Here is a 17,032-nt window from a genome sequence, read left to right as displayed (position 1 = left end):
TCCGCTCCTCCGGAGGTTGAGCATGGCCGCACCACCAAGCCTGACCGGTTGGTCGCACACCCGTTTCGGCAAGTCGGCTCATGACGACGTCGAGTCGTTGATGGCAGAGGTGTCCACGGCAGCCGTCGAGGATGCCGGGCTGGAACCGGGTGACATCGACGCCGTGTTCGTGGGCGTCTTCAACTCCGGCTTCTCGAAGCAGAGTTTCGAGGCCGCCCTGGTCGGTTCGGCCGCTCCAGCACTGGCGCGGGTTCCCGCGACCCGCCTGGAGAACGCCTGCGCCACCGGCAGCGCGGCGCTGTTCACCGCGCTCGACTTCATCGAGTCCGGGCGAGGGAAGACCGCTCTCGTGATCGGTGCGGAGAAGATGACAGCGGTCACGCCCGACCAGGTCAACGACGCGTTGCTGGGTGCCTGTCACCGCCGTACCGAATCAGGCGCCGGGAGTTTCGCCGGCATCTTCGGACTGCTCGCGCAGCAGTACTTCGAGCGCTACGGGGACCAGCGCGAGGCACTGGCGCGGATCGCCGCGAAGAATCACCGCAATGGCGTCCAGAACCCGTACGCCCACCTGCAGAAGGACCTGGGGTTCGAGTTCTGTGCCACCGAGTCGGCGCGCAACCCCCGGGTGGCGGGACCGCTGCTGCGCACCGACTGCTCGATGGTCTCCGACGGCGCGGCGGCGGTCGTCGTGGCCGCGTCCGACGTGGCGCGCGGGAGCCGCCGGGCGGTGACGGTGCGTGGCCGGGCGCATGCGAACGAACCCTTCCAGTTGAGCAGCCGCCCGGACCCGCTGCGGTTTGACGGGGCCTCGCGCGCGTTCACGGCGGCGCTCGCGGAAGCCGGCTGCTCTGTGCATGACCTCGACCTGCTGGAGACACACGACTGCTTCACCGTGGCCGAACTGCTGCAGTACGAGGCGTTCGGCCTGGCCGAGCCGGGGAAGGGCGCCACCGTGATCGCCGAGGGCATCACCGAACGTACTGGAGCACTGCCGGTGAATGTGTCCGGCGGGCTGAAGGCCAAGGGGCACCCGGTCGGCGCCACAGGCGTGTCGCAGCATGTGATGGCCGCTATGCAGCTGACCGGAGAGGCCGGTGGTATGCAGCTTCCCTCGGTGGACCGGGTAGGGGTGTTCAACATGGGCGGGGCAGCGGTCGCGAACTACGCCACGGTGCTGGGGAGCGCACGATGAAGCGGCAGACCGACCGTGCGGTGAACCTGGCCGAGCTGCTGTCCCAGACGGCCCGTCGGCTGCCTGCGGACCTGGCACTGGTGTGCGGCGAGGTCAGGTGGAGCTGGCAGGACCTGGAGAAGGCGGTCGGCTCGCTGGCGGCGGAGCTACGGCGCCGGGGAGTCCGCGCCGGGGACTGCGTGCTGGTGCACAGCCCCAATCATGTCGAGTTCGTCCAGGCCATGTTCGCGGTCTGGCGGATCGGTGCCGTCCTGGCACCCACGAACTCCAGGCTCTCTCCCGCTGAGGTGGCGGTGATCGCAGGGGTGTGCCGACCGGTGGCCGTGCTGTGTCATCGCGACCTCGCCGAGCACGCCGAGGCGGTCCGGGCCGGTCATCCCCTGCCGGCCGGGACCCTGTGGATCGGCGCCGGTACGGACACCGCGGACGCGGTCGCCGCCCTGCCGCCGGGCTCCGTGGACAACACGCCGGTGAGTGTGGACGACGCGTGCTGGTACTTCTTCACCTCCGGCACCAGCGGAGCCCCGAAGGCTGCCGTGCTGACCCACAACCAGATGGGATTCGTGGTCACGAACCAGCTCGCCGACCTGCTGCCGGGCACGACCCACCAGGACGTCTCGTTGGTCGTCGCACCCCTGTCGCACGGCGCCGGCGTCCACCTCCTGCCGCAGGTGGCCCGCGGCGCGGCCACCGTGCTCACCGCCTCCGGCAGGCTCGACGGGGCCGAAGTGTGGCAGCTCGTGGAGCGGGAGCGCGTCACCAACATGTTTACCGTGCCGACGATCCTGAAGCTCCTGGTCGAGCACCCGGCGGTCGACCGACACGACCACAGCTCGCTCCGGCACGTGATCTACGCCGGCGCTCCGATGTACCGGGCGGACCAGCGGCGCGCACGGCAGGCCCTCGGTGACGTCCTGGTCCAGTACTACGGTCTCGCCGAAGTCACCGGCAACATCACGGTGCTGCGGCCCGACGAACACGACAGGACCGGTCCGGACGGCGTCGAGTTCACCACGTGCGGCTCCCCTCGCACCGGCATGCAGATCAGCGTTCAGGACGAACACGGCAGCGCACTCGGCGCCGGCGTCCAGGGAGAGATCTGCGTAGCGGGTCCGGCGGTGTTCGCCGGCTACCTCGACAACGACGCCGCCAACGACGCCGCCTTCCGGGACGGCTGGTTCCGTACCGGTGATCTCGGCCTGTTCGACGAGCAGGGTTACCTCTACATCACCGGACGATCCTCGGACATGTACATCTCCGGCGGGTCCAACATCCATCCCCGTGACATCGAGGAGAAGCTGCTCCACCACCCGGCCATCGCCGAAGTCGCGGTCCTCGGCATGCCGCACCCGCTGTGGGGTGAGGTGGGTACGGCGGTGTGCGTCGCCCGGCCCGATTCCCAGGTCTCGGCGGACGAGCTACGGCACTGGCTCGGACCCCGGCTCTCCCGCTACAAGATTCCCCGGCACTTCCTGCTCTGGGACGAGTTGCCGAAGTCCGGATACGGAAAGATCGTCAAGCGGACGATACGGGCCCGGCTGGAAGCGCAGGGCTGGCCGCCCGCGGAGGAGACCTCGTGAGCGCGTCCGCCCCGCCCGGCGTGCGGGCCGTCCTGACCGCGCTGCCCGCCGAGATCGTCATCACCGACCCGGACATCCTGCCGGCCTACGCGGGCGACCAGTCCCGCCTCACCACTCGGGCGACACCCGCCGCCGTAGTGACGCCGCGGACGACCGGCGAGGTGTCCGCGTGCCTGGCCACGGCCCACCGCCACGGTGTCCCCGTCGTGCCGAGGGGTGCGGGCAGCGGGCTGTCCGGCGGAGCCAATCCCCCCACGGACGCGATCGTGCTCAGCCTCCACCGGATGGCTGCGATCGTCGAGACAGACCCGGCGAACCGGCTGATCGTGGTCCAGCCGGGAGTCGTGACCGGCACACTGCGCAAAGCGGCGGCAGCAGTCGACCTGTACTACCCGCCCGACCCCGGCAGCGTGGAATTCAGCACAATCGGCGGCAACATCGCCACCAACGCGGGCGGAATGTGCTGCGTCAAATACGGCGTCACCGGCGACTTCGTGCTCGGCCTGGAGGTGGTCCTGGCCGACGGACGGATCCTGCGCACCGGGCGGCGTACGGTCAAGGGAGTCGCCGGCTACGACCTGACGCACCTGTTCGTCGGTTCCGAAGGCACCCTGGGTGTTGTCACCGAAGCAGTCCTGCGACTCGTACCGAAGCCCCGTCCGCCGCACACGCTCGTCGCCCCCTTCGGCACCCTGTCCGATGCTGGCCAGGCGGTCGCCGGGATCATCGGCGCCGGCATCACCCCGTCCATGCTCGAGATCCTCGACCGCACCACCATCCGGGCGGTCGACCGGCTCACCCGTATGGGCCTCGGCGACGACGCCGCTCTGCTACTGATCCAGAGCGACGACCCGCACGCGGTGGACGCGCTCAGCGAGATCGAACAGATCTGCATCAAGCACGCCGCCTCAGAGGTCTACGCCACCTCCGACCCGACCGAGGGTGCCATGCTCCTGGAAGCCCGTCGCCTCGCCCTGCCAGCTCTGGAAAAGCTCGGGGACTGGCTCCTTGACGACGTCTCGGTGCCGCGCACGGAGATCGCCTCTCTCATGGCGCGGATCGAACGGATCAGTCGGCGGTCCGGTTTGACCATCGGCGTGTTCGGACACGCCGGAGACGGAAATCTGCACCCCACCATCATCTACGACGCCGGGGATCCGGCCTCCTGCGATGCCGCGCGCACGGCGTTCGACTCCATCGTGGAGGAGGCCCTGCGTCTCGGGGGCACGGTCACCGGAGAGCACGGCGTCGGCAGGCTGAAGAGGCAATGGCTGGCGACCGAGCTGGGCTCGGTCGGGGTCGCGACGCACTACGCGATCAAGGCCGCGCTCGATCCCACAGGAATCCTCAACCCACAGGCCGTCCTCGTCGACCATACGGCTGACATCAGTCGGCGAGCACCGTGAACGTCCCTCAGCCGACGGATTGATCGCCGTCGAGCGACGAAGGAGACAGGGCGGCCCGGTCCTTCTGTTCTGCCCCCGCCAGGCTTTCGAAGTGCTGGTTCAGCTTGTCGAGCAGATCGAAATGATCATCGATCGCCTGCATGGAGGCGACTGGATCACCGGCGGCAACCGCTCCGTAGATCGCTCGGTGTACGGAGCGAACCTGCACGCGTTGATCGTCGGTGTCGAGCTTGACGAAGGAACGCGACAGCAGCTTGGACAGCGAGTCCGCGAAGAACTTCAATCCGGGTGAACGGCAGGCCAGGAACAAGGCATGGTGAAAGTCCAGGTCAGCGGCGTACATCTCGGCGCGGTCGTCGGTCGCTTCCATGCGGTCCACCGCCACGTGCATTTGAGCGATGCTCACGTGGTCCCTGGCCTGCGATGCCTCCATCGCAGCCTGTCGTTCGAGCGCGATCCGTACCGAACGCAGCGACGGCATCGTCATGTGCGAGGCCATCAGGCCCAGGGCGAGGGACTGGCTGACCATCTCCGGCTGGATCTGCCGCACAAAGGTCCCGGCACCGCTGCGCCGCTCCAGCACGCCCACCGCCTCAAGGTGACGCAGACGGTCCCGAAGCGCCGTACGGCTCACGCCGAGCTGCTCGGCCTGATCACGCTCGCTCTGGAGCTGGGCGCCCGGTGACATGGCGAGCACCTGTTGAACGAGCTGGGCTGTCAGCGGGTCGTCGAAGTAATCCGACACCAGCGTCTCGTCGACCACGAAACTCACACTCTCCACTCCGGGTTGATTCAGCGTCCAAACCAATGGTCGTACCGATACCCCTTTCGGTCAACCAATGCCCCCGACTCGCCACCCCTTCCCAAGATCGGTGGGTGCGGGGAGATCGCCCAACCATCGCACGCCGACCTCTTGACAGGGCCTAATGGTGCTACCAAGCTCATAAATGGACGTACCGATTTGGGCCTCCGGCGCAGCCACCGGTTTCCGGCACCAGGCGATCCGTCCAGGAGCTCATAGCGGCTCACCCCAAGGACCGCATCTGCGGCGATCCGCACCCGACGTGTTCACGATGCGAAAGTCCCGCTGGGCGCTCGTGTGACATTCCAGCCGATACGCCGCTCCACCGAAGGTCCAGCGACATACGGGTCACCTCCCACCAATTCAAGGAGCCCCCATACATGGCAGCGACCAGCCCCAAGTCATCCCGTCGATCCAGCCATCGCGTTGCGGTGGTCACGGGCGGCGCCGGCGGCCTGGGGCGAGCGACGGCAGAGCGACTGAGCCGTGACGGACACGCTGTCGCCCTGGTCGACAGGTCGGAGTCCGTCCACGATCTATGCCGCGAACTAAAGCTGGCGAAGTCCGCACAACTGGACGTGACGGATCCAGGCTCCGTCGCCGACGCGATGGCCGACATCGCCCGCGAACTCGGCGGAATCGACATCTTGGTCAATGCCGCCGGAGTGGCGCACCGGTCGTCCTTCGCCGCCACGTCCGCAGACGAGTTCATGGCCGATGTGCGCATCAATCTGCTCGGCACCTTCCTCACCTGCCAAGCGGCGGTATACCCCCACATGAGGGCAGCCGGCCATGGACGACTGATCAACATCGCCTCGGCATCCGCCCTGCTCGGCGGCATCGGAGCTCTGGGAAGTGGCTCGGGCGGACGATCCGGAGCCGGATACGCGTCATCCAAGGCCGGTGTCGTCAACCTGACCCGCTGGATCGCTCGCGAAGTCGGGCCGCTCGGTATCACCAGCAACGTGGTCTCCCCCGGCCTGGTATGGACCAATATGACCGAAGGCCAGTCGACCTACGACGATCTCGACATACCTCTCGGACGCGCCGCGGATCCGGCCGAGATCGCCTCCGCCGTGGCATGGCTGGCCAGTGACGATTCAACCTACGTAAGCGGCGCGGTCATCGCTGTCGACGGAGGCCTCACCCGGGCCTGAGTCGACGCCGAGGATGAGTGCGCCGACATAGAAGAGCAGACCAGCAGCGCTGGTCCGCACCCAAGAAACCCGAGGTTGTCCGCACGCCGACTTCGGAGAAGAAGGGCGGGACCCCATGGCAGAGGAACTGAGCGAAGCAGAAGAGACCAAGGATCCGTTCGCCGGATGGCCGGGGCTGCCGGTGAAGGATCGCGCCGTTTACGCGTACAGCATGAGCGGAGACGAGCCGTACACGCTTGGGGCGGATTCGCTCCCGAAGCCGGGTGTCCCGACCGGCACTGTCACCCAGCATGAATGGACGGGCAGCAAGGTCTATCCGCTGACGTCCCGTGACTACTGGGTCTATGTGCCGGCCCAGTACACACCGGACGAGCCCGCCTGCCTGATGGTGTTCCAGGACGGCGATATGTACATGGGGCCCGAGGCCAACATCCCTACCGTGTTCGACAATCTCATCCACTCAGGTGAGATGCCGGTCACGATCGGGCTGTTCGTCAGCCCGGGCAGTCCGGGTCCAGGGACTCCGGTCTACGGAGGAACCGGGAACAGGCAGGTCGAGTACGACACGACCAACGGGGAGTACGCGAGCCTACTCGTCGACGAACTGTTGCCCGAGCTGCGCAAGACCTACATCATCACCGCCGACCCGGACGGACGGGCAATCTGCGGGATCTCCTCCGGCGCCGTCTGCGCTTTCACCGCGGCCTGGTTCAGGCCCGACCAGTTCCGCAAGGTCGTCAGCCACTGCGGCAGCTTCATCGACATCCACGGCGCACACAACTACCCCACATGGATCCGCCGCCACAGCCGCCGCCCGATCAAGGTATTCCTTCAGACCGGCAAGAAAGACCTGGACATCGCCCTCGGCAACATCCCACTGGCCAACGACCAGATGGCCGCCGCCCTCCGCTACAGCGAATACGACTTCCAGTACATCGTCGGCGAAGGCGGCCACACACTCATGCACGGCGGACAAATCTTCCCTGCCACCATGCGCTGGATCTGGAAAGACCACAAGAACATCACGGCGTAACGAACCAGCACGACCAGCGCCGCACAATCCATAGCCCCTCCACAGGCCGACAGGTCTCCAGGGCCCGGAGTCCCGCTCCGGGCCCTGAAACATTCCCGGCGTCCGACAGGGATCCAATACATCCGCCCTGCATCCCAACTCCCTTATTCAGCAGAATAATTGATTGAGCATCAGAAATCCCCGTGTTCGCCGGCGGACACGGGCCCCCGACGGTTACCCGGCCGCTCCGCCACACAAGGTGATCGATCAATTCCAAGGCAACCGAGTCGCCCGCCTGACCTTGGAACACACCCGAAACAAGCCGATCACGTGAGCGTCATAGGTATTGCCACTCACTTGCAGCGGTATTACCGTGATGGCCATCGGAAGCACCGGCGAGGCGACGCCGACCGCTCCGCTTCAACCGGCGAGGTTCGACCGCTCAGGCCACCGACGCCAGACGATTCCACCGGCTCTCTCATGAATGAGGACCCCGCAATGATGGACGTCACGCCAATAAGCTGCCCACCAAGAACGACTAAGCGCCTCCGCGCAATGGGAACGGCCGGTGCATGTGTTCTGACGGCAATCGCGACGGCATCGGCATGTACCGCCGGGACGCAGCAGAATGCGAGCGGAGGAGGGACGAGCAGCACGCTGACGATGTCGATCGCCAACGCGCCGACAGGTCTCGCGCTGGCCACCAACTGCAGCTCTCCGCTGTTCTCCCTCACCTATGCCTCGCTGATCAGCATCAAGCCGGACGGGAGCTACGGGCCGGGGCTCGCCACCTCGTGGCAGTACTCGAAGAACAACACCGTGTTCACCATGAAGATCCGTCCGAAAGTGAAGTTCGCGGACGGAACTCCGCTCACCGCCGCGAACGTAGTCCAGACACTCACGTACAACAAGACACACCCGGGCATCAACCAGGGCTACCTCAAGCCGTTCACCTCGATCGAGGCGCCCGACGAATCGACTGTCCGTATCACGATGCAGAAGCCGTTCAACGGGATGACCACACTGCTGGCCAATGACGGCGAATGCAACAACGGCTTGATCATCAGCAAGGCCGGTCTCGCAGCCCCCGCGAAGATGGGCACCCAGACGTTCGGCGCCGGCGCCTACAAGCTCGATGCCTCCGCGACGGTCGCGGGCGACCACTACACCCTGGTGAAGAACCCGAACTACTACGACACGTCTCAGCAGCACTGGTCGAGGATCGTCATCAAGGTGATCCCGAACGCGAACACCGCTCTGCAGGCGGTCAAGACCGGCCAGATCCAGGTGGCGAGCACCACCGACGGGACGCTGCTCGGCGCGGCCAAGGCCGGCGGCCTGAAGATCACCGAGGGCCTCCAGCTCGGCACCGGACTCATGCTGTGGGACCGCGACGGGAAGCTGGCGCCGGCCCTCAAGGACCAGCGCGTGCGACAGGCTCTCAACTACGCCGTGGACCGGCCCGCGCTGGCGAAGGTCCTGGGGACGACCTATGAGCCGTTCGACCAGTTCGTCCCGGCGGGAGTCACGGGTTATGACCCCTCGCTGGACAACAAGTACAGCTACAACCCTGCCAAGGCGAAGAGTCTGCTGGCAGCGGCGGGTTATCCGAACGGTTTCCGGATGACCATCGGGACGGACAACACCGTCGCAAACTTCACCCAGGCAATCGTTCAGCAGTGGGCCGAGATCGGCGTCAAGGTCACTGTGGACACGATCACCAACGGCACGTTCCTGACCAAGGTGGCCGCCAAGACGTATCCCGCGGGCAGCACGGCAGTCGCCCTGCTCGGTGACACGTATTTCGATGCGGCACGCCTGCTGGCACCCCCGTACAACACCGCCTGGGACCCCTTCAAGGCCACGGACCCGGACATCACCAAAGCCTATGAGGCGTTGGCCGCGGCGCCGCAGGACCAGATCACTCCCCTCTCCCAGGAACTCAACCGCGTGGTGACCGAAAAGGCGTGGTTCGTACCCGTGGCGCACGCGCCTGCGTATCTGTTCTCCAAGGGCGTGGCCGGGATGGGGAAGACAGCGATCATCGGCGGCTTCGACTACTTGTCCTGGAAGCCCGCGAGCTGACCTTCGGCGGGGCTGAGGCGCGTGCCGGGTCGGCACCTGACAGCCGGCCGACCCTGGGCTCCCACCATGCGCCGAACCCGGCCGCCCAGCCGTTACGCACCGAGCGATCGAGGTACGACATGACTTCTGAACCGGCCGACTTCCCGGCCACACATATGCCGACGGCGGGTGAACCGCGCCCTGCAGTCGTTCATCTCGCAGGTGGTGATCGCCCGTGCTCCGTGTAGTGAGCCGCAGACTGCTGTCGGCTGTCCCGCTGCTCCTGGTGGTCTCCGTGCTGAGCTTCGTGCTCGGTTCGTTCGCCCCCGGAAACGTCGCGGAGTCGATGCTCGGCGAAGGCGCCACCCCCCAGGCCGTGGCCAAGCTGAACCATCAACTGGGACTCGACCAGCCCCTCTTGCAACGCTATTGGGACTGGTTGTCGGCGGCCTTCCGCGGAGATCTCGGCTCATCCACGTTCAGCGGCCAGTCGGTGACCTCCCTCATCTCCGACCGACTTCCCGTGACGCTGTCCCTGACGGTATTGGCGCTGGTCATCTCCATCGTCATCGGTGTCGCCGCAGGTGCCGTCGGGGCCATTTTCGGGGGCGTCGTCGCGCGTATCACGGACAGCGTTTCCGTGCTGATGCTCAGCATCCCCAACTTCTGGCTGGGGACGGTGATGATCGCTGTCTTCGCGGTGCAGTTCAGACTGTTCCCGGCCTCGGGATACGTTCCTTTCGGGAACTCTCCTTCGGCATGGATTTCGTCTCTGGTCATGCCGGTCTTCTGCATAGCGGCGGTAGCCATCGCCACGATCGCCATGAACACCCGCAGCGCCATGCTTGCCGCTCTGCGCAGCGACTTCGTCCGCAGTCTGCGCGCCAACGGAATTCCCGCCCGAAGCGTTCTCTTCAAGCACGTCCTGAGGAACGCGGGCGGACTGGTCATGACCATCGTCAGCATGCTGTTCGTCGGTCTGCTGGGCGGCACGGTCCTGATGGAGCAGGTCTTCGGCATGGCCGGCCTGGGGTCCCTCGCGACCAGCGCCACCAACCAGCACGACCTGCCCGTGGTCCAGGGCCTCGTGGTCCTCTACACCCTCATAGTGATCGTCGTCTTCGCGCTCAACGACGTCGCGCTCGCTTATCTGAACCCGAAGGTGGTGATGTCATGACGACGGTGACTCCTGGTACCGCGACCAGTAGCCCGCCGAAGGTCGAACAGTCCCACTTCCTCCGACAACTCCTGCGCCAGCCGCTCGCCGTCGCGTGCCTGGCCATCGTCGTCCTGATCGTGCTGGCGTGCGTCTTCGCGAGCTGGATCGCTCCCTACGGTCCGCAGACGCAGGATCTCAACGATCTCCTCAGCGGCCCGAGCCGAAGCCACTGGCTCGGCACCGACGCACTGGGACGCGACGAGCTGAGCCGCCTGCTGTACGGAGGCCGGGTGACCCTGCTCGGCGCACTCGAGGCGGTCACCGTGTTCCTCGTCCTCGGACTCGGGCTCGGCATCACGGCCGGAACTCTCGGCGGCCTGGCAGACTCCCTCATCATGCGCCTGTGCGACCTCCTCCAGTCGATACCCGCGCTCATCATGCTGCTGGTCATCCTGTCGATCTTCGGGCACAACGAGACCGCGGCCATGGTCACCTTCGGGGCGTTGTTCTCCACCGCGCTGACCAGAGTGGTGCGGGGCGCGAGTCTCGCGGTGCGGGCCGAACCGTACGTGGCCGCCGCGCGTGTGGCGGGGCTGTCCACGAGGCAGATCCAGTGGCGGCACATTCGGCCCGCGGTGACCGGCCCGATCCTCACCCAGGTCTCCCTCGTCGCGGGAATCGCCCTGCTCGTGGAGGCTTCCCTCGGTTTCCTCGGTCTGGGGGTCGTGCCCCCGACACCGACTTGGGGCAACATGATCGCCGACGCTCAGCAGGCGATCAACCGGCACCCTTGGCTGCTGGTGCCCACGGGCGGCATCCTCGTCGTGATGTCCCTGGCGACGGCCCTGCTCGGCTCGATGGTGGGTGACGCCTACTCGGGGCGGAGCACCGGCACCAAGCTGAGCCTCAGCTGGCGCACCCTGGCCACGAAGGTGACCGCTACCGGTGTCCCGGCCGCCAAGGCGCCCGGGCCGGGAGCCCTGCTCAGCGTCGAGGGTATGAGCGTGCGGCTCCAGGGGGACCAGGGCGAGACCACGGTCGTCGACGACGTCAGCTTCGAGGTCGCGGCCGGCGAAGCGGTCGGCATCGTCGGCGAGTCGGGCTGCGGCAAGTCGATGACGGTCACCGGACTCCTGCGCGTACTCCCGCCCGGTGCGCGGCTCACGGCGGACAGCTGCCGGTTCGACGGCACCGACCTGCTCGGTCTGTCGGAGGCCGAGATGACAAGGATCCGGGGCAAGGGCATCGCCTATATCTCGCAGGAACCTGTCTCCAGTCTCGACCCCGTGTTCACCGCAGGGGCCCAGATCGCCGAGGCGGTGCGGGTTCACCGCAAGGTGGGCCGGAAGGCCGCGCGCGCCATCGCGCTGGAACTGCTGACCACCGTCCGCCTCCCCAACCCCGCCGAGGTGGCGGGGAAATACCCGCACGAGCTGTCCGGCGGGATGGCGCAACGCGTCGCGATCGCCCGCGCACTGGCCGGTCGTCCGAAGCTGCTGATCGCCGACGAACCGACCACGGCCCTGGACGTCACCGTCCAGGCGGAGATCCTGGACCTGCTCCGCGACCTGCGTGAGCAGACCGGCATGGCCCTGATACTGGTCACCCACGACTGGGGTGTCCTGGCCGATGCCTGCGACCGTGCCATCGTCATGTACGCCGGGCAGACCGTCGAAGAAGCCGACCTGAGCTCACTCTTCCACAGCGCGGCTCACCCGTATTCCGAGGCCCTGCTGCGTTCGACACCGGCAAACCTGGAACCCGGCACGTCCCTCCCGGTCATCAGCGGCTCCGTGCCACCGCCGGGCTCCTGGCCGGAGGGCTGCCGGTTCGCCCCCCGGTGTGCATTCGCCCAGCCCGACTGCACGGACGCACCCATACCCATGCACTCCCCCCTGCCGGGCACGCGCAGCCGCTGCCTGCACACAGATCTGCTCCTCGCGAAGGAGGACCGGGATGCCCCAGCCGTTGCTTGAAATCCGCGGCTTGACCGTCACGTATCAGAGTCGACGACGCCGGGGCACCCCCAAAGTCGCAGTGGACGGCGTCGACCTGACCATCTCCGCCGGCGAGACGCTCGGCCTGGTCGGTGAATCGGGATCGGGCAAGAGCACCATCGGCAACGCGGTACTCGGTCTGGTCCCGATCACCAGCGGGACCATCACGTTCGACGGCCGCAATATCACTCACCTGCACCGGACCGAACGACGGCAGCTGAGCCAGGAGATCGAAGCGGTCTTCCAGGATCCGTACAGCTCGTTCAATCCGCACCGGACAGTCGGCCAGACCGTCAGCGAAACGCTGACCACGCAGGCCGGCCTGGACAAGAACGACATTCGCGAGCGGGTCGGCAACATGCTGGAGCGAGTGGGTCTCGACCGCAGCGCCATGAGCCGCTACCCCGCGCAGTTCTCCGGGGGCCAGCGTCAGCGGATCGCCATCGCCCGTGCTCTGCTGCCGCTGCCACGGCTCGTCGTCTGCGACGAGTCGGTGTCGGCGCTGGACCTCTCGGTTCAGGCCCAGGTCCTGAATCTGCTCGCCGAACTGCAACGCGACCTCGGCGTGGCCTACCTGTTCATCACCCACGACCTGTCCGTCGTGCGCCATGTGAGCAACAGGGTCGCCGTGCTGCACCAGGGAATCCTCGTCGAACAGGGCACCAACAAGCAGGTCATCGACACTCCTCAGCAGGCGTACACACAGGCACTGCTGTCGGCCTCACCGCTGCCCGACCCCGAGGTTCAGGGCATCCGGCGCGAAGCTCGGCGAGCACTGTCCAGCCTCACCCGCACGCAGTCACCTGGTGAGGACGAGGCCTCGCTGTCCTCGCTGATCTCGTGGCGGACGCAGCTGGAGCGCAAGGCCGCTTACGAGGCGGCCATGAACGGTGCGACGGCGCCGATCGCCCTTCTCGCCGAGGCCGTTGAACGCATGGAGGGCACGGACGACCCGCAGGAGTTCCATGACGCCGACATCGCCTTCCACCAGGCGCTGTTCGCCGCGTCGAGTTCCGCGGCACCCGCCGTCCTGCCCGATGCGCTGGAAGTGCTGCTTGCGCGCACCGTCCAAGGGGGGCCGGGTGATTCATCGGTCTCCCACGATCGTGAGTATGTTCGTCAACTGCACCGGAATGTCTACGACGCGGTGGCCGAAGGGGATGCCGCCAAGGCGCTGCGTGCGGTCGACGAACACTTCCAGTGGCTCGCCAAGGCCCTTGCACCTGTCAGCTGAACGCGGGGGCCTTCCGGATGATCCGTTCGCACCCGCACCTGGAGAGTGCTTCTGCCCGCGCAGCTGACAGGACCCTGAAAAAGCCACATCGTTGCAGGTCAGCAGCACTCTCCAGTTAGTTGATCAGGGCGTTGTCTGCTCCGGGCTCTGTCTTATCAGGGCATGGCCGAGCACGCCCGGGAAGGCCCGAGCCTAGGAGCACCTGTAGCTGGCCGCCGCGTTGACGTCGCCGCCGCGGTATGTGGCCTGCCTCGGGTACATGCAGAGCGGCCGGCTCGCCGTCCCGTCGAGGGTGGTTCCCTCGACGGACGATGGTGCCTTGCCCTGCTCGACCCACGAGATGACGGCGCCGAGCATCTTCGTCAGGCTTGCCATCGGCGGGTTGGACCCACCCGCCGTACCGGCGCAGGTGCCTGCGCAGTGGCCCATACCGGGTACGAGGAACAGACGGTGGAACCTCTGCTCGGCGGTGAGTCCGCCCATGGCCTTGGCCGAACGGGTGTAGTAGCTGATGGCGCTCTGGGGTGAGACGGTCTGGTCCGCAAGTCCGTGGAAGGTGATCATTTTCTTCCCCAGAGCATGGAACTTCGTGAGGTCGGGGTTGTCGGAATCGATGTTCGCGAAGGCCGGGTTCAGCACCTTGCCGCGGTGCATCATGGCGGCGAATTCCGCGTAGGACAGGGACTTCCAGCGGTCCTGTCCGTTGCCTGCCGGAGTCTGGAACGACGATGTCGCGTAGGAGGGGTCCTGAAGGTTCAGCGCGATCTGGTCCGCGACGATCTCGAACGGCACGGGCACACCGTTGACGGATCCGGCGACGGCGATCATTGACGTACCCGGCGTGCGGCCCCACCAGATCTGGCCGGCCGGACGCCTGATGTTGAAGCCGTTGTCGACTTCCGGCGACGGCACCGAGCCGTCGGGAGTCGCCCCGTACCACATCTTGGTGATGGCACGCGCCTGGAGGGGCGAGACGCAGTTCGGAGTGGTGTTCGTACCGCCGTCGGAGACGCAGAGCACCGCGGGGTCCTTGACCGGGTTGTACCGGCAGTCTGCGAAGTCGGTGATGTAGCCGTCGTGGCGGCCTGTCACTGTCGTGTCGCAGGCGTTGACCGCGGCTCGTGACACGGCGTTGAGCTTCGACATGGCGATGGGCCTGCCGCCGAGATCACGCTGGACCACGACCTGGCCGTACATGTCGGAGGGCAGCAGCTGGGTCTGCTGGATCGAGGGCGCCCAGGCCAGGATGCCGTCGAAGTCGCCGGGATACATCTGCGCCGACTGGTAGGCGGCGCGGCCGCCGCTCGATCCGCCGACGAGGTAGGAGTGGGCGGCGGAACGGCCGTAGTAGTACGACGTCAGGACCTTTGTCTTGAGCGCCAGTTGATGGGTGCTGCGGTAGGAGAGGTCTCGCCAGCCGGTCGCGTTGATGCTGCCGTCGGGACTGAACATGCCCTCGCCGCGTCCGCCGTACACGCTGTCCGCGCGGGTCCGACGGCCGCCGTCGCTCAGCGCCACGACGTACCCGTCGTCAGCGGCCCACTGCCCGTTGTCACGGCCACCGATGGCCGACGCCAGGCCGTCCGGGGACGCGACGTTCCGGTCGCCCATCCAGCCGCCGGCCGCCAGTGCGAGGGAACGGTCGTTCCATTGCCTGTGCTGGGGAAGCCAGATTTCCATGCCGATGCCCTCGGACGTGGACGGAGCGTCCGCGGGACCGGGATTGCCGGGCCCCACGAGGAGTTTCACCAGACATACGTCATTGTTCGCGACGGACGGCAGCGGGTTGAGGGGTGTCCCCGGCAGCGCCAGGTAGTCACCCTTGTAGAAGGCCTTCACTTTGACGATCTTGGTGTTGGGGTCGGACCGAAAGGCGTCCCCGATACTGTGCGGGCCGTGGTCGCTGCACCGCGCGCTCCCGGTCCGGTCGGCGCCGTCCGCACGCGCGGCAACGGGCCCGCCGAGAGCGGCCATGCCGACAAGGGCGAGCGCGAGGGCCGTTGCGGTTCGTCGAATCGACCTCATACCTGTCTCCCTGAGTACGGCTGGTCAGCGGGCAGCGGGTTCGGTGGTCAGGTCCGCGGTGTGGGTCTCCCGCAGGAACCAGACGCAGACGGCACAGATCAGCGCGATCAACGCCACATAGCCGGAGACCGGGAGTGAGGAGCCGGTCGAGGCGATGAACTGGGTAGCCAGGAGAGGGCTGACGCCGCCGCCGATGATGCTGCTGGCGTTGTAGGCGACCGAGGCGCCGGTATAGCGGTAACGGGTCGCGAACAGCTCTGGGAGGAACGCTCCCATCGGGGCGAACAGGGCCGCGAAGGCGATCATGCCGACCGACATGCCGAGCGTGATCAACACCGGCCGGCCGGTGTTGATCAGAGCGAACAGCGGAAATGCCCAGACGATCGCGAGGATGGCGCCGCCGAGGCAGACCCGCCGACGGCCGATCCGGTCGGAGTACATGGCCAGCAGCGGCGTGACCAGTCCCATCACCAGCACGGCGACCATGGTGCAGAGCAGCAGCATGGTCCTGCTCAGGTCCAGCTCTCCGGTGCCGTACGACAGCGAGAACGTGGTGATCGTATAGAAGAGGGTGTGCGCGAGGATGAACGCGCCAGTGGCCAGGAGGAGGGTCCGCGGCTGGCGCTTGACCACCTCGACAATGGGCACCCGGGCCTTCTCCTGCTCGTTCATGGCCTTCTCGAACACCGGGGTTTCGGCGATCTTCATCCGGATGTAGTAGCCGACCACGACCAGGATCGAGCTGGCGAGAAACGGAATCCGCCAGCCCCAGGACGAGAAGGAGCTGTCCGGCAGCAGGCCGTCGAGGAGCAGGAACGCTCCCCCGGCGATGAGGAACCCGACCGCAGGGCCGACCTGCGGGAAGCTCGACCACAGGCCCCGCTGGTCCCGGGGCGCGTACTCGGTGGCCAGCAGGACCGCACCGCCCCACTCGCCCCCCAGGCCGAAGCCTTGCAGGAACCGGCACATCACGAGCAGCACGGGCGCGGCAACGCCGATCGAATCGTAGGTCGGCAGCAAGCCGATCGCCACTGTCCCGGTGCCCATGGTCAGCAACGACACCACGAGCATGGCCTTACGGCCGATCCGGTCGCCGAAGTGTCCGAACACCACGGCACCGATCGGCCGGGCGACGAAGCCGACACCGAACGTGGCCAGCGAAGCGAGGGTGCCCGCCAGCGCGGAGAACGTCGGGAAGAACAGCTGGCCGAACACGAGCGCGGCCGCTGTACCGTAGAGGTAGAAGTCGTAGAACTCGATCGCCGTACCGATGAAGCTGGCAACGGCGATGCGCGTCCTCGACACGGTGGACCCGGTGGATAAGGCTGATGTGGTGGCAGTACCCATGGCTACTCCTTTGTGGCCGAATGCCGTGAACTGACTCCGAAACCCCTTGTAGTA

Annotated in this window: 12 protein-coding genes; 9 read left to right on the top strand and 3 right to left on the bottom strand. The window is 66.8% G+C overall.

Features of this window, described 5'->3' with window-relative positions; all coding sequences use genetic code 11:
- The first annotated feature begins 22 nt into the window (after window positions 1-22).
- The 3 genes from OG787_RS46240 to OG787_RS46230 are packed head-to-tail and all read left to right on the top strand — an operon-like array spanning window position 23 to window position 4,181.
- Window positions 23-1,195: a thiolase domain-containing protein gene (locus OG787_RS46240; protein ID WP_405539489.1), complete on the top strand. Its 1,173-nt coding sequence runs from the start codon at window positions 23-25 to the stop codon at window positions 1,193-1,195.
- Window positions 1,192-2,775 carry an acyl-CoA synthetase gene (locus tag OG787_RS46235; RefSeq protein ID WP_405539487.1) on the top strand — a complete coding sequence of 528 codons (1,584 nt, stop codon included), beginning with the start codon at window positions 1,192-1,194 and terminating at the stop codon, window positions 2,773-2,775. Before OG787_RS46240 ends, OG787_RS46235 begins: the two co-directional genes overlap by 4 nt.
- Window positions 2,772-4,181: an FAD-binding oxidoreductase gene (locus OG787_RS46230; RefSeq protein WP_405539486.1), complete on the top strand. Its 1,410-nt coding sequence runs from the start codon at window positions 2,772-2,774 to the stop codon at window positions 4,179-4,181. Before OG787_RS46235 ends, OG787_RS46230 begins: the two co-directional genes overlap by 4 nt.
- A 7-nt stretch (window positions 4,182-4,188) precedes the next feature.
- Here the strand turns inward: OG787_RS46230 and OG787_RS46225 are convergent, their stop codons facing one another.
- On the bottom strand, window positions 4,189-4,944 hold the full coding sequence (locus OG787_RS46225; RefSeq protein WP_405539484.1) for a FadR/GntR family transcriptional regulator: 756 nt from the start codon (window positions 4,942-4,944) through the stop codon (window positions 4,189-4,191).
- 419 nt (window positions 4,945-5,363) lie between these two features.
- On the opposite strand from OG787_RS46225, the gene OG787_RS46220 reads away from it, so the two are divergent.
- From OG787_RS46220 to OG787_RS46195, 6 genes are all read left to right on the top strand, one after another.
- Complete coding sequence (locus OG787_RS46220) at window positions 5,364-6,140, top strand: SDR family NAD(P)-dependent oxidoreductase (RefSeq protein ID WP_405539483.1); 777 nt, start codon at window positions 5,364-5,366, stop codon at window positions 6,138-6,140.
- 115 nt (window positions 6,141-6,255) lie between these two features.
- On the top strand, window positions 6,256-7,173 hold the full coding sequence (locus tag OG787_RS46215) for an alpha/beta hydrolase (RefSeq protein WP_405539481.1): 918 nt from the start codon (window positions 6,256-6,258) through the stop codon (window positions 7,171-7,173).
- A 477-nt stretch (window positions 7,174-7,650) separates the two neighbouring features.
- Complete coding sequence (locus OG787_RS46210; RefSeq protein ID WP_405539479.1) at window positions 7,651-9,237, top strand: ABC transporter substrate-binding protein; 1,587 nt, start codon at window positions 7,651-7,653, stop codon at window positions 9,235-9,237.
- Between the two features lie 214 nt (window positions 9,238-9,451).
- Window positions 9,452-10,393 carry an ABC transporter permease gene (locus OG787_RS46205; RefSeq protein ID WP_405539478.1) on the top strand — a complete coding sequence of 314 codons (942 nt, stop codon included), beginning with the start codon at window positions 9,452-9,454 and terminating at the stop codon, window positions 10,391-10,393.
- A complete protein-coding gene (locus OG787_RS46200; protein ID WP_405539477.1) occupies window positions 10,390-12,351 on the top strand; it encodes a dipeptide/oligopeptide/nickel ABC transporter permease/ATP-binding protein in 1,962 nt (653 codons plus the stop codon). Before OG787_RS46205 ends, OG787_RS46200 begins: the two co-directional genes overlap by 4 nt.
- Entirely contained in the window at window positions 12,332-13,606 is a 1,275-nt protein-coding gene (locus tag OG787_RS46195) for an ATP-binding cassette domain-containing protein (protein WP_405539476.1), read from the top strand. The genes OG787_RS46200 and OG787_RS46195 overlap by 20 nt, the downstream gene beginning before the upstream one ends.
- A gap of 192 nt (window positions 13,607-13,798) precedes the next feature.
- Here the strand turns inward: OG787_RS46195 and OG787_RS46190 are convergent, their stop codons facing one another.
- Window positions 13,799-15,631, bottom strand: a complete 1,833-nt coding sequence (locus OG787_RS46190) for a tannase/feruloyl esterase family alpha/beta hydrolase (protein ID WP_405539475.1) — start codon at window positions 15,629-15,631, stop codon at window positions 13,799-13,801.
- 24 nt (window positions 15,632-15,655) lie between these two features.
- Complete coding sequence (locus tag OG787_RS46185) at window positions 15,656-16,978, bottom strand: MFS transporter (RefSeq protein WP_405539474.1); 1,323 nt, start codon at window positions 16,976-16,978, stop codon at window positions 15,656-15,658.
- Window positions 16,979-17,032: the final 54 nt, after the last annotated feature.

This window comes from Streptomyces sp. NBC_00075 (assembly GCF_045041225.1).
In the GTDB taxonomy this organism is placed as follows: domain Bacteria; phylum Actinomycetota; class Actinomycetes; order Streptomycetales; family Streptomycetaceae; genus Streptomyces; species Streptomyces adonidis.
Note: the sequence above shows the minus strand (reverse complement) of the source record. Positions and strands in the feature narration are given on the sequence as shown.